This is a genomic window from Pannonibacter sp. I15F10I1 (genome assembly GCF_900185665.1).
Taxonomy (GTDB): Bacteria; Pseudomonadota; Alphaproteobacteria; order Rhizobiales; family Stappiaceae; genus Pannonibacter; species Pannonibacter indicus.
The window spans coordinates 303,710-321,767 of the sequence record NZ_FYAN01000007.1 but is presented as its reverse complement, the minus strand read 5'-3'; the positions used below and the strand labels follow the sequence as shown (position 1 = coordinate 321,767).

The 18,058-nt window shown below is 64.6% G+C and carries 14 protein-coding genes; 1 reads left to right on the top strand and 13 read right to left on the bottom strand.

Annotated features, from left to right (window positions below):
- The coding region (locus IF10I1_RS05985) for an ISAs1 family transposase (protein WP_186424398.1) at positions 1-385 on the top strand (385 nt) is incomplete at its 5' end.
- Between the two features lie 93 nt (positions 386-478).
- Here the strand turns inward: IF10I1_RS05985 and IF10I1_RS05980 are convergent.
- From IF10I1_RS05980 to IF10I1_RS05920, 13 genes are all read right to left on the bottom strand, one after another.
- Positions 479-6,016 (bottom strand): alpha-2-macroglobulin family protein, encoded by a 5,538-nt coding sequence (locus tag IF10I1_RS05980; protein WP_208977380.1) that lies wholly within the window; start codon positions 6,014-6,016, stop codon positions 479-481.
- A 246-nt stretch (positions 6,017-6,262) separates the two neighbouring features.
- Complete coding sequence (parA, locus tag IF10I1_RS05975; protein ID WP_050471283.1) at positions 6,263-6,934, bottom strand: ParA family partition ATPase; 672 nt, start codon at positions 6,932-6,934, stop codon at positions 6,263-6,265.
- Between the two features lie 31 nt (positions 6,935-6,965).
- Positions 6,966-8,216 carry a lytic murein transglycosylase gene (locus IF10I1_RS05970; RefSeq protein WP_186393789.1) on the bottom strand — a complete coding sequence of 417 codons (1,251 nt, stop codon included), beginning with the start codon at positions 8,214-8,216 and terminating at the stop codon, positions 6,966-6,968.
- 141 nt (positions 8,217-8,357) lie between these two features.
- A complete protein-coding gene (locus tag IF10I1_RS05965) occupies positions 8,358-9,233 on the bottom strand; it encodes an alpha/beta hydrolase (RefSeq protein ID WP_186393790.1) in 876 nt (291 codons plus the stop codon).
- Between the two features lie 40 nt (positions 9,234-9,273).
- Positions 9,274-10,092, bottom strand: a complete 819-nt coding sequence (locus tag IF10I1_RS05960) for an aspartate dehydrogenase (RefSeq protein WP_186393791.1) — start codon at positions 10,090-10,092, stop codon at positions 9,274-9,276.
- Positions 10,079-10,780 carry an ABC transporter ATP-binding protein gene (locus IF10I1_RS05955; protein ID WP_058900237.1) on the bottom strand — a complete coding sequence of 234 codons (702 nt, stop codon included), beginning with the start codon at positions 10,778-10,780 and terminating at the stop codon, positions 10,079-10,081. Before IF10I1_RS05955 ends, IF10I1_RS05960 begins: the two co-directional genes overlap by 14 nt.
- Positions 10,774-11,529, bottom strand: a complete 756-nt coding sequence (locus IF10I1_RS05950; RefSeq protein ID WP_058900238.1) for an ABC transporter ATP-binding protein — start codon at positions 11,527-11,529, stop codon at positions 10,774-10,776. The genes IF10I1_RS05955 and IF10I1_RS05950 overlap by 7 nt, the downstream gene beginning before the upstream one ends.
- On the bottom strand, positions 11,526-12,509 hold the full coding sequence (locus IF10I1_RS05945; RefSeq protein WP_186393792.1) for a branched-chain amino acid ABC transporter permease: 984 nt from the start codon (positions 12,507-12,509) through the stop codon (positions 11,526-11,528). The genes IF10I1_RS05950 and IF10I1_RS05945 overlap by 4 nt, the downstream gene beginning before the upstream one ends.
- The gene (locus IF10I1_RS05940; protein WP_094463730.1) at positions 12,509-13,423 is read right to left on the bottom strand and encodes a branched-chain amino acid ABC transporter permease; all 915 of its coding nucleotides are present in this window, start codon (positions 13,421-13,423) and stop codon (positions 12,509-12,511) included. Before IF10I1_RS05940 ends, IF10I1_RS05945 begins: the two co-directional genes overlap by 1 nt.
- 187 nt (positions 13,424-13,610) lie before the next feature.
- Positions 13,611-14,777: an ABC transporter substrate-binding protein gene (locus IF10I1_RS05935; protein ID WP_186393793.1), complete on the bottom strand. Its 1,167-nt coding sequence runs from the start codon at positions 14,775-14,777 to the stop codon at positions 13,611-13,613.
- A gap of 128 nt (positions 14,778-14,905) precedes the next feature.
- On the bottom strand, positions 14,906-15,448 hold the full coding sequence (locus IF10I1_RS05930; RefSeq protein ID WP_019962580.1) for a 3-hydroxyanthranilate 3,4-dioxygenase: 543 nt from the start codon (positions 15,446-15,448) through the stop codon (positions 14,906-14,908).
- A gap of 60 nt (positions 15,449-15,508) precedes the next feature.
- The gene (locus IF10I1_RS05925) at positions 15,509-16,486 is read right to left on the bottom strand and encodes a dihydrodipicolinate synthase family protein (protein WP_186393794.1); all 978 of its coding nucleotides are present in this window, start codon (positions 16,484-16,486) and stop codon (positions 15,509-15,511) included.
- Between the two features lie 65 nt (positions 16,487-16,551).
- Positions 16,552-17,985: an NAD-dependent succinate-semialdehyde dehydrogenase gene (locus tag IF10I1_RS05920; RefSeq protein WP_186424397.1), complete on the bottom strand. Its 1,434-nt coding sequence runs from the start codon at positions 17,983-17,985 to the stop codon at positions 16,552-16,554.
- Between the last annotated feature and the right edge of the window lie 73 nt (positions 17,986-18,058).

The following is an 18,058-nucleotide window of genomic DNA, read 5'->3' as shown; positions in this document are numbered from 1 at the left end:
CGTTGTGGCCGCCACGGATATCGGCTTCCCCGGGCTGCAGGCCGTCGGCTCCGTCGAGACCTTCCGCCTTCATGCAGATGGCACCCAGACCAGTCATGTCCGCTTCTTCCTCCTGTCCAGGATCATGTCACCAAACGCCCTCATCGAAACCGTCAGAACCCATTGGCACATCGAAAACAAACTGCACTGGGTCCTCGACGTCCACTTCTGCGAGGACGCCGCCAGAAACCGCAAGGACAACGGCCCGCAGAACATCGCCCTCCTGCGAAAGATCGCCCTCAACGTCATCCGCTCCCATCCTGACAAGGCCTCAATCAGGCGGAAAATCAAAAAAGCTGGATGGGACGAGGACTTCCTCACATCGCTCATCAGCCATATGCGATAGCCCTGCCTCAAGGGGGAGGGGGTAGAAAAGCTGTGCCGTGGAAGCCAGACTGCCACCTTGTGCCAAGACGGGGGCAGGCCTCCCCTCCCCCGCTCAGCGCACCGGCCCGAGGATCTCGAACCGGCTTGTGGCCGTCACGCCGTAGCGGCTGGTGACATACATGTCCTCCACCGTGGCGGGCGGATGGGCATAGGAGCCTGGGGTCACTGCCCGCGCCAGATAGGCGAAGGTCAGCACCGGATCGCCGAAGCGGCGCTGGTCGACGGAGACCACGAAGCGGTCCTGACGGAACTCCACATGGTCGGGCATGTCGATGGTGTTGAGCCAGGACAGCGCGCCCAGATCGCCGGAGCGGACAAGGCGCGGATTGTCGATGACAAGGCCGCCGGGCAGGCGGTCCACCACGATCAGCCGGCCGTTGTTTTCCGTCAGCGGCTCCACTTCGATCACCACCACCAGGCGGCTGTTGTAGGGCACCGCGGCGGGGGCAACCTCAGTCCCGTCCAGATCATAGATCTTGCGGGAGATGGCAAAGCCCTCTCCGCCTTCCGGCAGCGGCTCGGTTGTCTGGCCGGTCACGGTCAGCATGACGCGCTGCGGCTTGCCGCTCGTGTTCACGAAGGTGACAGCATCATCCGAGACATCCTCGCCGGAGAAACGCCAGCCCAGACGGTCCGTCTGCTCCTGACCGTCCACGGTGAAGGTGGCCTTGCGGGCCTCTTCATTCGCCTGACGGGCAGCCATCAGCATCCAGGCCATTTCCTGGGTGGAGTTATAGGCGGTCACGTCCTGCTTGGCGGCGATGAAGTCCGCCACCGGGCCGCTCGCCTTGCTCTGCCCGGCTTCCGACATATAGGTCAGAATGCCCGCAGCATCGCGCACCGGCGAGCCATAGTCCGCGCGGAAGATGCCGGCCCGCTCCAGCGGCAGGGCATCGGCAGCCTTTTCAAAGCCGCGGGCCGAGCGCTGCTGTTCACCGTAAAGGGCGAGAGCAGCGGAGACCTGTGCCTTGGCAAGCGGGGTCGAGAAATCCTCGAACTTCACATCCATATAGTAGCGCAGGTCGCCGATGGAGGCCCGGCCCGTCCGTGACAGGACATAAAGCGCATAGGCAATGCCCTCCCCGCCCGACGAGAAGTCATTGGCGTAGGAGACACGGTTCTGCAGGCTGTCGAGCGCCGCGGTATAGGCCACATCCGGCACGTCATAGCCCTTTTCACGGGCACGCACGAGGAAGTCCGTCACATAGGCGTCGAGCCAAGTGTCGCTTTCGCCATAGCTGTTCCACATGCCGAAGGAACCGGAATAGTTCTGATTCGCCAGCACGCGGGCGATGGCGTTGACGACCCGCTCACGCAGTTCCGGATCCGTGCCGAGCCCGGCATCTGCCGCCACTTCGTTCAGATACAGCAGCGGCAGGGCGCGGCTCGTCGTCTGCTCGGTGCAGCCATAGGGATAGCGGTCCAGCGCATCCAGAAGGCCGGGCACGTCAATATCCGCCTTGCCGCCGATGGCAAGGCTGACGGATGCCGTGTCCGCATGGAAGCCATCGAGGGTGGAGCTGTCCAGCACCAGTTCCTCGCCTGCCCCCAGTTCGAACGTCTCTGTCTGGGTGGAATAGGGCTGGGTATCGCGCACGCCAAGCTTCAGGGATTTGGACGCCGTGGTGCCTTCCGGCCCGGACATGGCCAGATCAATGGCCGCATCACCCACCGCCTCCATGGCCTTCACCGGCAGGCGCAGTTCCAGCTTGCCGCCCTTGGCGAGGTCCAGCGTGCGGGTGGTCTGGCCGTCTTCCAGCTCCACCGGCCCATCGATGCTGGTCACCAGCTCATAGGAACCGGCGGGACCATCCACATTGTCGATCTCGATCAGGATGCGCGAGGTATCGCCCGGCGCCATGAAGGCCGGCAGGCTGGTGCTCATCACCACCGGATCGCGCACCTGCACGTCGCGGCTGGCTTCGCCCACGCCGCTGGCGGACCAGGCAACGGCCATCAGCTTCAGGGTTCCGTTGAAGTCCGGCACGTTGAAGGTAACAGCCGCCGTGCCGTCATCGCTGACTTCAACGATGCCGGAGAACAGGGCCACCGGCTCCTCGTCGGGCGGCGGGGCCTTGAGGCCGGAGCCGCCGTCACCGCCGGAGCGCACCGTGCCGCGTGTGCCGGCCGTGCGGTCAATCAGCTGGCCGTAAAGGTCACGGATCTCGATGCCGAGGCGGCGCTGGCCGAAGTACCAGGAACTGGGCTCCGGTGCCTTGTAGCCCGTGAGATTGAGGATGCCCACATCCACGGCAGCCAGCGTCACATAGGCCTTGTCGCCCGCAGGCAGGTTGGCAAGCTTCAGGGTTGCGGTCAGCTCCTGACGCGGGCGCATGGTGTCCGGCGCGGTGATCTCCACCGCCAGCTTGCGCTCGCCCGGCTCCACCTTGCCCCAGGCAAGGCCGATGCTGCGGGCGGGCATGCGCTTGGCGTCGATGTCCATCGGCCGCAGCAGGGTCGCCATCACATAGGCCCCTGCCCCCCAGTCATCAGTCACCATCAGGCTGACTTCGGTTTCCGAACCATCCACCTCGACGGTTTTGGTTTCCAGCAGGCCATCGCCAAAGACGTTGATCACGGCAACGCCTTCCGTCTTCGGCTTCAGGCGCAGGATGGCCGTTTCACCGGGGCGGTAGGCGGACTTGTCGAGGCCCACTTCCAGCCGGTCCGGCGTATCGGAAGAGCCGCCGGCCGAGTACCAGCCGGCCGAGAATGTATCGCTGGTCTCAGCCGGCTGACTGCCGCCGAGCGAGACTTCCAGCTTGTACTCACCCCAGTTCACCGGCAGGGAGAGCCGCGCCGGACCATCGGAGGGAATGTCGATCTTGCCGGAGGACACCCGTTCGCTGGAGGTCACCGGTTCGAAGTTCCACTGGCCGTCGCTGCGGTACCACTGATAGCGGCGGTCGATGCGCGACAAGGTCCAGGTGATACCCTTGCCTGCAATCTGCTTGCCGTTTTCATCGACGAGCACGATCTCGTAATCCGCCGGGCCGCCTTCATCGACACCGCCTGAGAACAGCGGCTTCACGCCGATACGCGGACCGCCGGGCAGAACCGGCAGGTCAAGGCTGCGCTCCACATAGCGCCCACCGGTTTCCACCAGACGGGTGATCAGCGTCGAGGTGTAAAGCCCCGACGTGGGTTGCAGCTGCGGCAGGGAGAGCGGGAACGTCACCACACCATTTTCATCGGTCGCAAGGCCCTCGGGCAGGCTGGCGCGTTCCGGATAGATACCCTCGTCCGCAAGGCCGAAGACATAGCCGGGGAAGCCCGCAAGGTTGCGGACCGGGGCAGCGATGATCTCGCCCTCAAGCGTCTGGTTGGCCGCCGGGGCGCCATAGAGGAACCGCCCTTCCACCGTCACGTCCACCGGGCGGGCAAGGCTCAGGGCATCGGCCGATGCCTTCAGCGTGTAGTCTACGCGTTCCGGCTGATAGTCCTCCACGAGGAAGGTCTTTTCGGCCAGCGCGTTGCCTTTGGGGTCCAGATAAACCCGCAGCGTCCAGGAGCCCTGCTGCACACCGGCCGGCAGGGACAGGTCCTGAAGATAGCCGCCCAGACCGCCGTCATTGATCACGGTACGGGAATATTCGACGCCATCGGGGCGGATGAAGATGAAGGTCAGCGGCAGATCCGTCTGCGCCTCAGCCTTGGCCGTGCGCAGCAGCGCCTGGGCGTGCACCGTCTCACCCGAGCGGTAAATGCCCTTGTCGGTCCAGCTGAACACGTCCAGCGGCCCGGGAGCCGGACGGCCCTCGACGCCACGGTCGGACAGATCGAAGGCCGGCTTACGCAGATCGAGGAAGGAGTAGTCGCCCTGCTCTGTTTCAGCAACGACCAGCGCCGGAGCCCGGCCGCCACGGCCACGCGACAGGCCGGCCGCAAAACTGGCAAGGCCGTTGGCATCGGAGACGGTCTCGCCCAGCACCTCATTGTTGACGGCAACGAGGCGCACTTTCACGCCTGCCATCGGTTTGGCATCGGAGAGCGAGCGCAGCGAGGCAATCACCCCTTCCGTGCCCGAATAGGAGCTGAGGCCAATTTCGGAGACGATGAACCACTGGGTGGCCTTGCTGCTCCACTCGTCGGTGTTGTCGAGCTTCGACTTGGCCGACATGGCATAGACGCCCGGCTTCAGCTCAAGACCCATGTCCTCCAGCGGGATCGCCGTCGTCACGTCCTCGTTCAGCGGGCTGGCCGTCTCCACGACGCCGGACCAGACCTTCTCGCCAAGCTGTTCCTCAAGCTGCTTGCTGTCATAGTAGGACAGCTGGCGCATGAAACGCTCGTCGCGCACCACGTCCACAAGGCCGCGGTCGCCGACGCGGAAGATTTCCAGCGCCACTTCCTTGCTGTTGACGGAAACAACCGGGATCGTCGCATCCTTGCCCTTCGGCAGCACATAGGCCCGGCCGAGGAAGTGGACGGACGGCGCGCGGTCGCGGATGTAAAGCGTCAGATTGGCGGTCTTCTCCAGCTTTTCGCCATCGTTGGCGGGCACACCGGCGCGCAGTTGCATGTCATAGCGCTGGCCATGGCGCACACCGGTGACGCAAAGCTGCGAGCCTTCGGAGGTAACCGCCGTACCGTTACCGCCCTGCACTTTCACGAAGTCAGAGAAATCCCTGTTCTTTTCCAGCTCATCGGAGAAGATGACGCAGATACGCGGTTCGGCCGCATCCGCGTCCACCCGGTGATCGAGAATGCGGAAGCCGTGGTCCGCGACCATCTTTTCATAGCGCTGTGTCAGGGATGGATCGGACGGATTGAGATCGCGCGCCTTGCGCAGGCTGCGGATCGCAGGCTTCCACTCCTGCGACAGGGCAAAGGCTTTTGACAGCGCGTCAAGCGCGGCGCCCTGCTGGCCGCCGTCAGCGGCGTTGAGGTAACCATTGACCGCCGCCGAAATGCTGTTGCGGCGCAGGGCCATGCGCTGCTCCCAGTCGTCCGGCTGCTGGTTGACCTGCGCCAGAGACAGACCGGTCCATGCGGCACTGTTGGCCGCATCCACGGCCAGAAGCGAGCTGAAGGCCGCCTGCGCCTGGGTATAGGAGCTCATCAACAGGTCCTGTTCGGCCTGCTGCAACTGGGTCTCGACAGGGGTGCTGGCCGGGCTGCTGGTCCGCGTCACCTGCGAGGCATAACGCTGGGCTTCTTCCATGTAGTAGTTGGAAACGAAGCTCAGCTCGGCCCGCCGCTCGGCAACGGTGGCCTTGGAAGAGGCCCTGACCTCGACCACACGGCCGGCAACGGCACCGTTGAAGGCCTGAAGCTCGCCCTGTGCATTCTTCAGGAAGCACCAGCGGGCGGAGGTGTTGTAGGTGAAGGCCTTGCACTGGCGGTCATCAAGGCAGGCACTTTCGCAGGTGGCGATGTCCACATCCTTGACCGTGCGGTAGTCGCCGCCGAAGTAATCGGCATTGGGCACCTGCACGATGCGCTTCTGCTGGGCTGCCGCCGGGGCCACTCCGGCCAGCGGCAGAATCACCGATGCCGCCAGAAGGGCCGCGAAGCCGTGCCGCACGAAGGCCGGAACCGGAGCCGCGCTCCATCCCTCCGGCGTGAACATCCGCTTCAAAATCCGCATGATAGTGCCTCCCGGGCGGTTTCTGACGGTTTCAGGCCATTCGAACCGCCGCAACATTGCCTGCCGGCAAAAAACTGCCGGCACAGCAAAACCTCAGACGCCCCAGGCGGGGCAAAATGACCTCAAAAAATCCATCGGGAGCATCGCGGCAGGACACCCTCCGCGTCAAGCGATGCAGATCACATTTTGGGCGATGGCATGGCTGATGCGAGACACTCGAAGAGCCCGGCTGAACGGGTCCGTCCGTTATTCGGCCTTCGGACCAAGCAGCGCAGCGATGGCCTGCATCAGGCTCGCAGCTTCCGCCGCCGCCTTGCCGCGCGGATCGGTCTCGAACACGGTCAGCCCCTCGCCCATGGAAGCGGCAAAACCGGTGCGGTTGCCGAGCATCGGCGCCAGCCGCTCCAGCCCCTGCGCCCGGATGGCTTCTTCCACATCCACCGTCAGGGCCGCACGCGGCGGCACCCGGTTGAGGATTAGGAATGCGGGTGTGTCCTCACGCTTTGCCATCTGGAAGGTCTGGCCCGTGGCCCACAGGTCCACCGGGGTCGGCTGCACCGGCACCAGCACCAGTTCGGCCGCATCGATGGCCGGCCTTGCGTCCACATCCGTCTTCGGCGGGGTGTCGATGATGACGAAATCATGGTCGCGGGCGAGCGCCTTGGCCTCACGCCGCGCGCCCCAGCCGCTGGCGGTGCGCAGGGTGATGCCGGTCGTCTCCTCACCCAGCTTGCGCTCACGCGCTTCATACCAGGTTCCGAGCGAGCCTTGCGGGTCCACATCCAGAATGGCGACCCTCAGCCCCTTGGGCAGTCCCGTCACGATGCCGTTCAGGAACCCGGATGCCACATGCGCGGTCAGGGTGGTCTTACCCGATCCACCCTTCTGCTGGGCGACTGTCAGAATATGTCCCGTCATTCCTGCCCCCGCGCAAGCAATCTGCAGCAGCCTACTGGCCGCCAAGCGCCTGATAGATGCGGTAACCCGGTCTGCCCGTTACAGGCAAGCCAAAGTTTTGTTCCGCTTTCTTGATGCTCTCACGGGTTGCCGGACCGACGCGGCCGTCAACTTCGCCGTCATAGAACCCGCCGCGAGCAAGAAGCTTCTGCAATTCCAATCGCTTGGCCCGTGAAAGACCGGGATCATCCGTTGGCCAGGCTGCCGCAAAAGGCTCTCCACTCGAAATCAGCTGCGACAAAAGCGCAATCGCAAGGCCATAGGACTGCGAGGCGTTGTAGGAGAACAGCGCATCAAAGTTGCGGGTGACGAGGAAGGCCGGGCCATTGGCACCCGCGGGCCGGATCAGCCCCGCCTCCGTGCTGCCGGACAGCGGCTTGCCATCGAGGCGGCGGATGCCGCGCCGGGCCCAGTTGTCGAGGCTCGCCTTTTCCCGGCGGCCAACGGGTCCCTTGTAGTCCTTCGGCAGGCGCACCTCATAGCCCCAGGGCCGTCCCTGCTGCCAGCCCGCATCCTTGAGAAAATTGGCGGTGGACGCCAGCGCATCGGCGGTCGTGCCGACCAGATCCTTGCGGCCATCGCCGTCAAAATCCACGGCAAGGCGGATATAGGTGGTGGGCATGAACTGGGTCTGGCCGAAGGCCCCGGCCCAGGAGCCGATGAACTTCTCCGGCGGCACATCGCCCCGGCTGGCAATCTGCAGCGTCTTGATCAGCTCGTCGCGGAAATATTTGGAGCGGCGGCTGCCGGCACAGGCAAGGTTCGCCAGGGCGTGAGGCGTGTAGAAATCGCCCATGGACTTGCCGAAGTCGCTCTCGATGCCCCAGACGGCGACGACCACATGCGCCTCGACGCCATAGGCCTTTTCAACGGCAGCCAGCACCGTCTTGTGCTGCTGCAGCAGGGCCTTGCCGTCGCGGATGCGCTCTTCATCCACCAAGGTCGCCATATAGTCCCAGATCGGCGTTTCATATTCCGGCTGGCTGGTGGAGAAGCGCAGGACGCGCTCGTCCGTCTTGGCTCCGTCGAGCATGCGGGAGGCGATCTCGGGGCGCACGCCGGCTGCCACTGCATCACTCTTCAGCCGCTCCAGACAGCTGCCGAGCGCGCGGGCTTCGCCCATGCCGGCAAAGCCGCCGAGCATCGCAGCCGCAACGGCGCCGCAGGCCGCACGCCCTGTCCCCGCCAGAAATCCGCTTTTCAGAAATTCACCCGCCAGAATCTGCCTCAGCCGCACCGTCATTCTCCTCGCCTGACGCCGGATGCCCCCACCCTGCGCCGTGCCGCAAATCACCTGCCCGCATCACCTGCAATTGCAAACTGTAGCGGATTTGTGGCGGCTTCGTGAGATGCTGCGGTGCAAATTGGCCAAAAGAAGTAGAGGCTACCGCAGCAGGCGCATCAATGCGGCGGAAAGGCCGCTCGCCGGATCGCACAGATCGAAGACGATGTCGAAATGGTTGCGGCCGGGCACCACCAGTTCCGGAGCACCGAGCGCCGTGGCATAGGCGCGGGTCTGGCGGTGGAACCCGGAAACCTCATGCTCTGCGACCGCAATCACCGAGGCAGGCGCTCCCGAGGGAGCACGCAAAGGGCTGAGGGCTTCAACCTCCTGCGGCGTCAGGCTCATCCAGTCCTGCACATGGCTTCCGGCAATGGGCGCCAGCTCGAACAGGCCGCTGAGCGGCAGCGCGCCTTTCAGCACCTGCCCCGGCAGATCAAAGTCCTGCTGCCAGCCGTTCATCATGAGTGTTCCGGCCAGATGCCCGCCGGCGGAGCTGCCGGTGACCACAATGCGGTTGCGGTCGATGCCGAGACTTTCCGCCTGATGCCAGAGCCAGGCAAGGGCCGCGCGCATCTGGCGGGTGATTTCGGTGAGCGAAACGGCGGGAGCGAGTGTGTAATCCGGCACGGCGGTGGCAATGCCAAGGTCGGCCAGCAGCGGCGCCATGAAGGCCGACTGATCCTTCGACAGCGCCCGCCAGTAACCGCCATGGATGAAGACCAGCAGAGGCCGCAGCTCGCCCGCGCGGGTGCCGTAAAGATCAAGCTTTTCCCCGCTCGCCGCGTCATAGACCAGATCGAGCTTTGCCCCGGCCATCGCCTTGGCCGGGCGGGAGCGGCTACCGTACTCCGCGATGATCTGCGCAAACTGCTCGGGCGTCACACAGTTCTTCGCGGTGTAATCCGCGTCCAGCCGGTCGCGTGGCCAGGCGCCTTCGGCAATCAAAGTCGTGACAGTGGCAGGAACGTCGGACATGGCTCAATTCCTTCAAGCAGAAGCTGCGGCACTGCCCGCGTCAGAGCACCAGCGCGCCCGCGCGGTTCTCGATCAGGCGCACCAGCGACAGGGCGGTCATTTCGGAGGATTTCGGATTGGAGGCGAGCGGCTTGTTGGTCAGCATCAGCTCCATGCTGCCGAAGGCACCGCTGGCCGTGAGGCGGTGAGCATTGCCGGCAGCCGCCGGGTCCGCCACCAGCGCCACTTCCGTCCGGTCGAGACCGAGCCCGGCCATGGCGGAGATGACGGCAACATTGGCATTTTGCGGGTAGGCGGCAGCCGCTTGCCGGGCGGTGCCGGTGAAAAAGGTATGGGCCGAGGTGAGATGGTCCAGATCACAGGCCGCCATGGCCGGTGTGCCCTGCCATGCGGCGGGCGGTTTGATGATCTCGTGGCGCACATGATCGAGCCCCAGCCGGGAAGCTGCGGCCAGCGCATCAATGCCGCCGAGGGCGCCGGGGGGCACGAGGATCTGGGCGCCGGTGCCTGCGGCCAGCGCCAGCAGTTCGTCCAGCAGATCCCCTTCCGCGAAAGCCGATGTGGAGGACACGGCAAAGTCCATTCCGGCCGCAAGGGCAGCGCGGCCAAACGGGGCGACGCTCTCCCGCCCTGCGGCTTCCAGCACGAGGCCCGGCCTCTGCCCTGCCCCCTCCGTCAGCTCTTCCGGAGAACTGATGTGGCGGCACGCGTCCGGCAACCCCCCAAGATCTGCAGCCGCATCACGGGTGGCAACCGCAACAATACGGACCGGCGCCTTGCGCTCAGCCAGAACCGCCGCCACCCGGCGGGCGATGGCGCCCCAGCCGATGAGGGCGACGGCCAGCTCAGAGCCCTGCATAGGCCTGCACCTGTTCTGCGTCCCGGTCCATGTCCTCACCCGTACCGCTCCAGACCGTACGGCCTTTCTCGACCACATAGTGCCGGTCGGCAAGGCGCTTGAGAACCGACAGGTTCTTGTCGATCAGCAGGATTGACTGACCCTCGCGCTTCAGGTGCTCGATGCAGTGCCAGATTTCCGTGCGGATGACCGGGGCAAGCCCTTCGGTCGCCTCGTCAAGGATCAGCAGGCGCGGGTTGGTCATCAGCGCGCGGCCCACGGCCAGCATCTGCTGCTCGCCGCCCGACAGGGTGGCCGCCATCTGGTGCGCCCGCTCCCTGAGGCGGGGAAACAGGTCATAGACCCGCTCCAGCGTCCAGGGGTCCTTGCGCTTCAGCCGGTTGGAGGCGGTGGCGACAAGGTTCTCGCGCACATTCAGCGTGGGGAAGATCTGGCGCCCTTCCGGCACCAGCCCTGCCCCCAGCCGGGCAATGCGCTCCGGCGCAAGGCCTGCGGTGGCCACGCCCTCGAACTCGATGGCGCCGCCGCGCGGGGCCAGAAGCCCCATGATGCAGCGGACGGTGGTGGTCTTGCCCATGCCGTTGCGGCCCATGAGCGTCACCACCTCGCCCTCGCGGATCTCAAGGTTGATGTCGAACAGAACCTGGCTCTTGCCATAGGCGGCCTGAAGGTTGGAGACGCTCAGCACAGTTCGTCCTCCGCTCCGAGATAGGCCTCACGCACGGCCGGATTGTTGCGGATCTCGTCCACCGTGCCGCTGGCGATGATGCGGCCATAGACGAGCACAGAGATACGGTCGGCAAGCGCAAAGACCGCCTCCATGTCATGCTCCACCAGCAGCATCGCAGCGCTCTTGCGCGTCTCGTTCAGCATGCCGATCATCGCCTGGCTTTCCACATGGCCGAGACCAGCCATGGGTTCGTCCAGCAGCAGCAGGCGCGGCTTCATGGCAAGGGCCACCAGCAGTTCCAGCTGCTTCTTCTCGCCATGGGAGAGGTCCGACACACGCACACCACCCCGCCCGGCAAGGCCGCTGGATGCCACCCGCTCCTCCGCCTCGGCCCAGACGGAACGGCGGCCGCGGACGAGATCGAAGATGCGGAAATTGTGGCCCTCGCGCACCTGGATCGCCATGCCGATGTTCTCGAGCACGGTCATCTCGTCGAGCAGGCTGGTGATCTGGAAGGTGCGCCCAAGGCCGAGCGCCACGCGCTCCGGCACCTTGAGACCGGAGATCTCCTGACCGGCCAGCCTGATGGAGCCTTCATCAGAGACAAGTTCGCCGCAGAGCTGGTTGATCAGGGTGGACTTGCCAGCGCCGTTCGGGCCGATGAGGGCGTGGATCTCGCCCTCACGCACATCAAGGCTGACGTGATCGGTGGCAATGAGGCCGCCGAAGGTTTTCACCAGCCCCTCGATGGACAGGATGACGCTCATTGGCCGCCTCCCCTGACAAGACGTGACACGCGGGCGATGAGGGCCTGCAGGCCGCCGCGAGTGCCCAGCACCAGCAGCAGCAGGATCAGGCCGAGCGCCAGAGGCCAGTGCTCGGACCATTGCGCGAGGAATGTTTCCAGCACCAGGAAGGCGCCTGCGCCGAGGAAGGGCCCGAACAGGGTGCCGACACCGCCGAGGATGACCATGATCATCAGCTCGCCCGATTTGGTCCAGTGCATCATGTCCGGCGAGGCAAAGCGCAGGAAATTGGCCATCAGCGCCCCGGCAAGCCCCGCGCCCATGCCCGACAGCACGAAGGCGTAGAGCTTGTAGCGGTAGGCCGGGATGCCGAGGGCCGCCATGCGCCGCTCGTTCTGGCGGATGCCGGAAATCACCGCACCGAAGCTCGACTGCGTCAGGCGGCGCAGGCCGAAGAAGAACAGGACGGTTATGGCCAGCACCACGTAATAGAAGGTGGCCCTGTCGCGCATGTTGAGCCCCGGCAGCTCGTTGCTGCGGCGGATGATGATGCCGTCCTCGCCGCCATAGGCCTTCAGCGAAACGAACAGGAAGAACAGCATCTGCGCAAAGGCGAGCGTGATCATGATGAACTGCACGCCGCCGGTGCGCAGCGACAGCGAGCCGATGACCGCCGCGAAGAGCCCGGCCACCAGAACCGCCAGAGGCAGGGTGATCAGCATCTGATCCGTGCCGGGAATGAAGCCGAACAGCGGCTCGCCGCTGGAATGGTGGGTGGCGAGAATGCCCACCACATAGGCGCCGATCCCGAAGAAAGCGGCATGTCCGAAACTGACCATGCCACCATAGCCGAGCACGAAGTTGAGGCTGGCAGCGGCCATGCCATAGATGAGAATGCGTGTTGCCAGCGCCAGCAGCGAGGCCTGGCCGAATTCGGCCGTGAGCGTGGGAATGGCGGCGAGAAAGACGATGAGCAGAAGGGCAAGGATAGGCTTGCGCATCACGACCCCGCTGCAAACAGGCCCTTGGGCCGGACAAGAAGGACAAGGGCCATCAGCAGGTAGATCCCCATCGACGAGATGCCGGTGCCGAGCGCATCGGCTTCCGGCCCGGCCATGAAATTGCGCAGAAGGCCCGGCAGGAAGGCGCGCAGGCAGGTGTCGATGACACCAAGGCCGATGCCCGCCACGAATGCGCCCCGGATCGAACCGACCCCGCCGATGACGACCACAACAAAGGTCGCCAGCAGGATCTGCTCACCCATCCCCACCTGCACGGCAAGGATCGGACCGGCCATGTAGCCGGCGAGCCCCGCCAGCAGCGCACCAAGGCCGAAGACCACCGTGTAGAGCAGGCGGATATCAACGCCGAGCGCCCGCACCATCTCCCGGTTCGTCGAGCCTGCCCGGACCAGCATGCCGATGCGGGTGCGGTTGATGAGGAAATAGAGCCCCACCGCCACCAGCAGTCCCGTGCCGATGATCAGCAGCCGGTAGGGCGGATAGTAAAGCCCCGGCAGCAGTTCCACCGAGCCTTCGAAGCCGGAGGGAAGCAGCGTGAAGACCGGCGAGCGGCCGAACAGCATGACGATGATCTGGTTGAACATCAGGATGAGCGCGAAGGTCGCCAGCACCTGGTCCAGATGATCGCGGCTGTAGAGCTTGCGGATCACCAGCGCCTCGATGGCAAGGCCGGTGAGGGCAGCGGCGCCAAGGGCTGCGGGAATGCCGAGCCAGAAGCTGCCCGTCTCCCCTGCTACCCAGGTGCCCGCATAGGCGCCCACCATGTAGAGCGACCCATGGGCGAGGTTGATCACCCCCATGATGCCGAAAATCAGCGTCAGCCCGGCCGCCAGCAGAAACAGCATGACGCCGTACTGAAGGCCGTTCAGCAATTGCTCGAGTACTAGGATCATCCGCCCGTCCGGTAATTATCAGAACTATGACTGGCAAGGCACAGAGGTGCAGTCCGGCGCGCCCGTGGCGGACGTCCGGCTGGCCGCATCCGGCAGGCCTGAGGGTCAGGCCGGCAATCGGATGCGCCCTTGCGCCGTGAGACAGGTCCGGCGCAGCGGAGCCCCCCGCCACGCCGTATCTGTCAGCTTACATCTTGCACTGATCGGCGTAGGCGTCGCCATAGTCTTCAAGGAGCTTGTCCTTGGTGACGGCCACCGGCTTGCCATCGGGACCGGCGATGATATCCAGCAGATACCAGTCATGCACCGGATGCTGGTTCGGGCCGAACTTGAACTCGCCGCGCACGCTGTTGAAGTCCGCAGCGCGGACAGCTTCGCGGAACTTGGCGATATCGTCCAGGCCGCCGGTCTTGGCCAGAGCGGAGGAGATCAGCTTGGCCGTGTCATAGCCCTGAGAGGCGTAATAGGTGATGGGGCGGTTGTATTTCTTGTCCCAGGCCTCAACGAACTCAAGGTTCGCGTCGTTGGTGAAGTCACGGTTCCAGTGGGCGGTGGCAAAGATGCCAACGGCAGCGTCGCCAACGGCGTTAAGCACCACCGCATCGGTGGAGGGCTCGGACAGAACCATCGGAATGTTGCCGTTCAGGCCAGCCTGCGCATACTGCTTCAGGAAGGCGATGCCGAGGCCGCCCGGGTGGAACTGGAACACCACTTCCGGATCGGCCGCGCGGATCTGGGCCATTTCCGAGGCAAAATCGGTCTGGTCGAGCTGGGTGTAAAGCTCACCGACGATTTCACCGCCGAAGGTGCGCTTGAAGCCGTTGATGGCGTCCTTGCCGGCCTGATAGTTCGGCGCCAGCACGAAAGCCTTGTTGAAGCCGAGCTTCTTGGCGGCGGCACCGGCTGCCTCGTGCAGGGCATCATTCTGCCAGGACACGACGAAATAATTCTCGTGGCACTCGGAACCGGCGAGGTTGGACGGGCCGGCGTTCGGGGAAATATAGATCACGTCATTGTTGACGATATCGGGAACCGTGGCGCCGGCAACGTTGGAGAAGACAATGCCGGTGAGCAGCTTCATGCCGTCGTCGTTCATGAACTTTTCGGCGATCTGGCGGCCGTTGCCCGGCTTCAGACCATCATCCTCGACAACCAGCTCGACCGGAACGCCGCCCAGCTTGCCGCCTTCCATTTCGATGGCCAGCAGCATGCCGTCGCGGATGTCCTGACCGAGATAGCCGCCGGGGCCGGACAGGGTCGTGATCATGCCGATCTTCAACGGATCCTGCGCCAGGGCAGTGCCGCTCATCAGCGCAGCGATGCCCGCTGCGGCCAGAAACAGTCTCTTCTTCATCTCTTCACCCTCTGTTGTCGCCTTGCGGCAGCCAGCCGGATGCTGCCATCTTTGGTCAGCTCCAGTCTTGATCTTTTTTCCGGGGCCCAGCTTGCACAGGGTCCAGAAATATTTCAAGCCTAAAACATTTACAGATTGACCCAACCTGCAGGCGGCTCCTTGCCGGGGTGGATGGTGCCGCATTTCGGGCAGGTGCGCTTGGCCTCGTCCGCGTAGAAGGCCTTGTAGATCGGCGGCAGGTCGTCAACGATCGACTCAAGATCCACCTCGGCCCTATGCACCAGCGCCTTGCACTCGAAACAGTACCACTCCACCGCATCCAGCGCGCCTTCCGGGCGGGCCGGTTCGATGACGAGGCCGATGGAGCCTTCCTGCGGGCGCTGGGGCGAGTGGCGCACATGCGGCGGCAGCAGGAACACATCCCCTTCCCGGATCGGCACGTCGTAGAACTCTTCCCCATCATAGAGCTTCAGCAGCATGTCGCCCTTCAGCTGATAGAAAAACTCCTCAACCGGATCATCATGATAGTCGGTGCGCTTGTTCGGCCCGCCGACGACCGTGACCATCAGGTCCGCGTCCTTGAACACCATCTGGTTGCCGACCGGCGGCTTCAGCAGGTGCTTGTGCTCGTCGATCCACTTCTGGAAATTGAAGGCTTTCAATCTGGCCATTGCCGTTCTCCTCAGGGTCTTCAGACCGCTCTTGTCATTTTGGGGTAGCGGAACGCGGGATCAGGAGGCCTTGCGGGCGCCATCATCCAGCCTGAGCCCGCAAGCGTCAAATGCCGCCCGTGTACGGGCCTTCTCGTCTTCGGTCAGTTCCAGCATGGGCGGGCGCACCCGTCCGCCGGTCTGGCCCAGCAGGTCCTGCCAGTATTTCTGGTGGGCATGGGGCTTTTCGGCAGGACGCGTGTCCTTGAGCGCCCGGCGGACCGGCTCAAGGGAATCGCGCAGCGCCCGCGCCTCTTCCGCCCTGCCCGCAAAGGCCAGATCCGTGTAGGCACGCATCCGCCTGTCAGCGGCGGTCTGCAGCAGATAGGGCGGTGACGAGCAGAGATAGAGCTGCCAGTTCAGCTCCAGAATGTTGTCGAGCCACTCCTCCTCCGAGGCGGTGGAGACGAGGATCCGGTCTCCGGCGAGCGCGGTCAGCTTTTTGTACATCTCGCGCGGCACGGAATATTTGATCGCCACCACCGTCTCGATATCCGCCAGCCGGTTGCACAGTTCCGGGCTCATCAGATAGCCGCTGTCCGGGTGGGACCACAGCGCGATGCCGATATCCACCTTCGAGGCGATGGTTTCGTAATAGCGCAGCAGCGTCTCGTCCTGCGCCTTGAAGAAATGCAGGATGGGCGCGTGGACGACGATATAGTCCGCGCCGCAGGCCTGCGCGTGGCGGGCAAGATCAATCACCACATCCATGTTCTGGTCCGAGCAGGACATGATCGTCTGCGCCCGCCCGCCCGCCGTCTCGACCGCCAGATCAAAGCAGCGCTTGCGCTCGTCCACGGACATGGAGAAGAACTCGCCCTGCTTTCCGGCAATGAAAAAGCCATCGATGCCAAGGTCATCGATCCAGTGGTTCATGTTGGCGCGGAAGCCGTCCTCATCGATGGACAGATCCGCCCGGAACGGCATCAGGGCCGCTGCCCAGATGCCGCGCATGGTGGCAAAAGCATGCGCCTTGGCGTCCTTGCGTGTGTATTTCATCCTCATTGCCTTTCGGGCAGGTGCCCTCCGAGGGGCAAAGTTGCGCAGGACGGCTGCTTTGGCCGTCAGATTTCCATGCGGTGGGAAACGGTCTTCACCACCGTGTAATGCAGGATGCCTTCCGCCCCGCCCTCACGGCCAAAGCCGCTTTCCTTGACGCCGCCGAAGGGCGTCGCTGCCACCGAGGCTTCCAGCGTGTTGATGGAGACATTGCCCGCCTCCACCTCGTCGGTGATGCGGTCCACGTTGGCGGCGGAGTGGGTGAAGGCATAGGCAGCAAGGCCGTAGGGCACGCTGTTTGCCCGGGCAATCGCCTCATCCAGCGAGCGGACGGGATTGATCACCGCCAGCGGGCCGAAGGGCTCTTCCTGCATGACACGGGCATCATCGGGCACCTCCGACAGAACTGTCACGGGGTAGAAATAGCCCGGCCCCTTGGGCCGCTCTCCGCCGCACAGGAGCTTTGCCCCCTTGGCCAGCGCATCGGCCACCAGCATTTCCATCGCCTCCACCCGGCGATGATTGGCGGTCGGCCCCATCTCGGTGTCCGAAGCAAGGCCATTGCCCATCTTCACCGCCCTGGCGCGGGCAACGAAGGTGTCCCGATAGGCGCCGAAGACGGCTTCATGCGCAAAGAAACGGGTGGGCGAGGTGCAGACCTGACCGGCATTGCGGGCCTTGCGGATGGCGGAGACGGTGCCTGCCTTCTGCGCATCCGCATCCTCGCAGATGATCACCGGCGCATGGCCGCCCAGTTCCATCAGCACCGGCTTGGCGTGGCGGGCGGCGATGCCCGTCAGATGCTTGCCCACCACCGTGGAGCCGGTGAAGGCAACAAGGCGCACCAGCGGCTTGGGGATGAGATACTCGGAGATCTGCGCCGGAACGCCGAACACAAGGTTCAGCACACCCGCTGGCAGGCCAGCATCGTGGAAGGCGCGGGCAATGTGCCAGGCACCGGCGGGCGTTTCCTCTGCCGCCTTCAGGATGATGGAGCTGCCGGACGCGAGCGCCCCTGCCACCTTGCGTGCGGGCTGGCTGAGCGGAAAATTCCAGGGCGAGAAGGCCGCCACCGTGCCGATGGGCTGGTGGTGGACGATATAGCGGATGCCCGGTTCACTCGGGATCACCCGGCCATAGAGCCGTTCGGCCTCGCCGGCATCCCACTCGAAGAACTCCGCGCCGCGGATCACCTCCAGCCTCGCCTGCTGCAACGGCTTGCCATGTTCGCGGGTGATATCGGCGGCGATTGTCCCGATCCGCTCGCGCAGCAGGGAGGCCGCCGTGCGGATGATCCGCGCCCGCTCCATCGGCGCGGTGCGCCGCCACACGGCAAAGCCCTTTGCTGCCGCCTCCAGCGCGTCATCCAGATCCGCCGTGGCCGCAACGGGCAGCCTGCCGGTCTCTTGTTCGGTGGCCGGGTTGATCACGCGCAAGGTCTCGCCGGTCTTGCGCCATGCGCCGCCGATGTAGAGCTGGAGGTCCGGATAGTCGTGCATGATGGGGCCTTCTGTTCCTTGGCTCTTTCGCCCTCGCCAGCAGCCTGTGAAGCCGCAGGGCGAAGCGTGTTGA

Excerpts from the sequence above, each read along its gene's own strand:
- parA (WP_050471283.1), bottom strand. The coding sequence starts at position 6,934 with ATGACGGGACATATTCTGACAGTCGCCCAGCAGAAGGGTGGATCGGGT.
- IF10I1_RS05970 (WP_186393789.1), bottom strand. The coding sequence starts at position 8,216 with ATGACGGTGCGGCTGAGGCAGATTCTGGCGGGTGAATTTCTGAAAAGC.
- IF10I1_RS05935 (WP_186393793.1), bottom strand. The coding sequence starts at position 14,777 with ATGAAGAAGAGACTGTTTCTGGCCGCAGCGGGCATCGCTGCGCTGATG.
- IF10I1_RS05930 (WP_019962580.1), bottom strand. The coding sequence starts at position 15,448 with ATGGCCAGATTGAAAGCCTTCAATTTCCAGAAGTGGATCGACGAGCAC.
- IF10I1_RS05940 (WP_094463730.1), bottom strand. The coding sequence starts at position 13,423 with ATGATCCTAGTACTCGAGCAATTGCTGAACGGCCTTCAGTACGGCGTC.
- IF10I1_RS05950 (WP_058900238.1), bottom strand. The coding sequence starts at position 11,529 with ATGAGCGTCATCCTGTCCATCGAGGGGCTGGTGAAAACCTTCGGCGGC.
- IF10I1_RS05920 (WP_186424397.1), bottom strand. The coding sequence starts at position 17,985 with ATGCACGACTATCCGGACCTCCAGCTCTACATCGGCGGCGCATGGCGC.
- IF10I1_RS05945 (WP_186393792.1), bottom strand. The coding sequence starts at position 12,509 with ATGCGCAAGCCTATCCTTGCCCTTCTGCTCATCGTCTTTCTCGCCGCC.
- IF10I1_RS05960 (WP_186393791.1), bottom strand. The coding sequence starts at position 10,092 with ATGCAGGGCTCTGAGCTGGCCGTCGCCCTCATCGGCTGGGGCGCCATC.
- IF10I1_RS05980 (WP_208977380.1), bottom strand. The coding sequence starts at position 6,016 with ATGCGGATTTTGAAGCGGATGTTCACGCCGGAGGGATGGAGCGCGGCT.
- IF10I1_RS05925 (WP_186393794.1), bottom strand. The coding sequence starts at position 16,486 with ATGAAATACACACGCAAGGACGCCAAGGCGCATGCTTTTGCCACCATG.
- IF10I1_RS05965 (WP_186393790.1), bottom strand. The coding sequence starts at position 9,233 with ATGTCCGACGTTCCTGCCACTGTCACGACTTTGATTGCCGAAGGCGCC.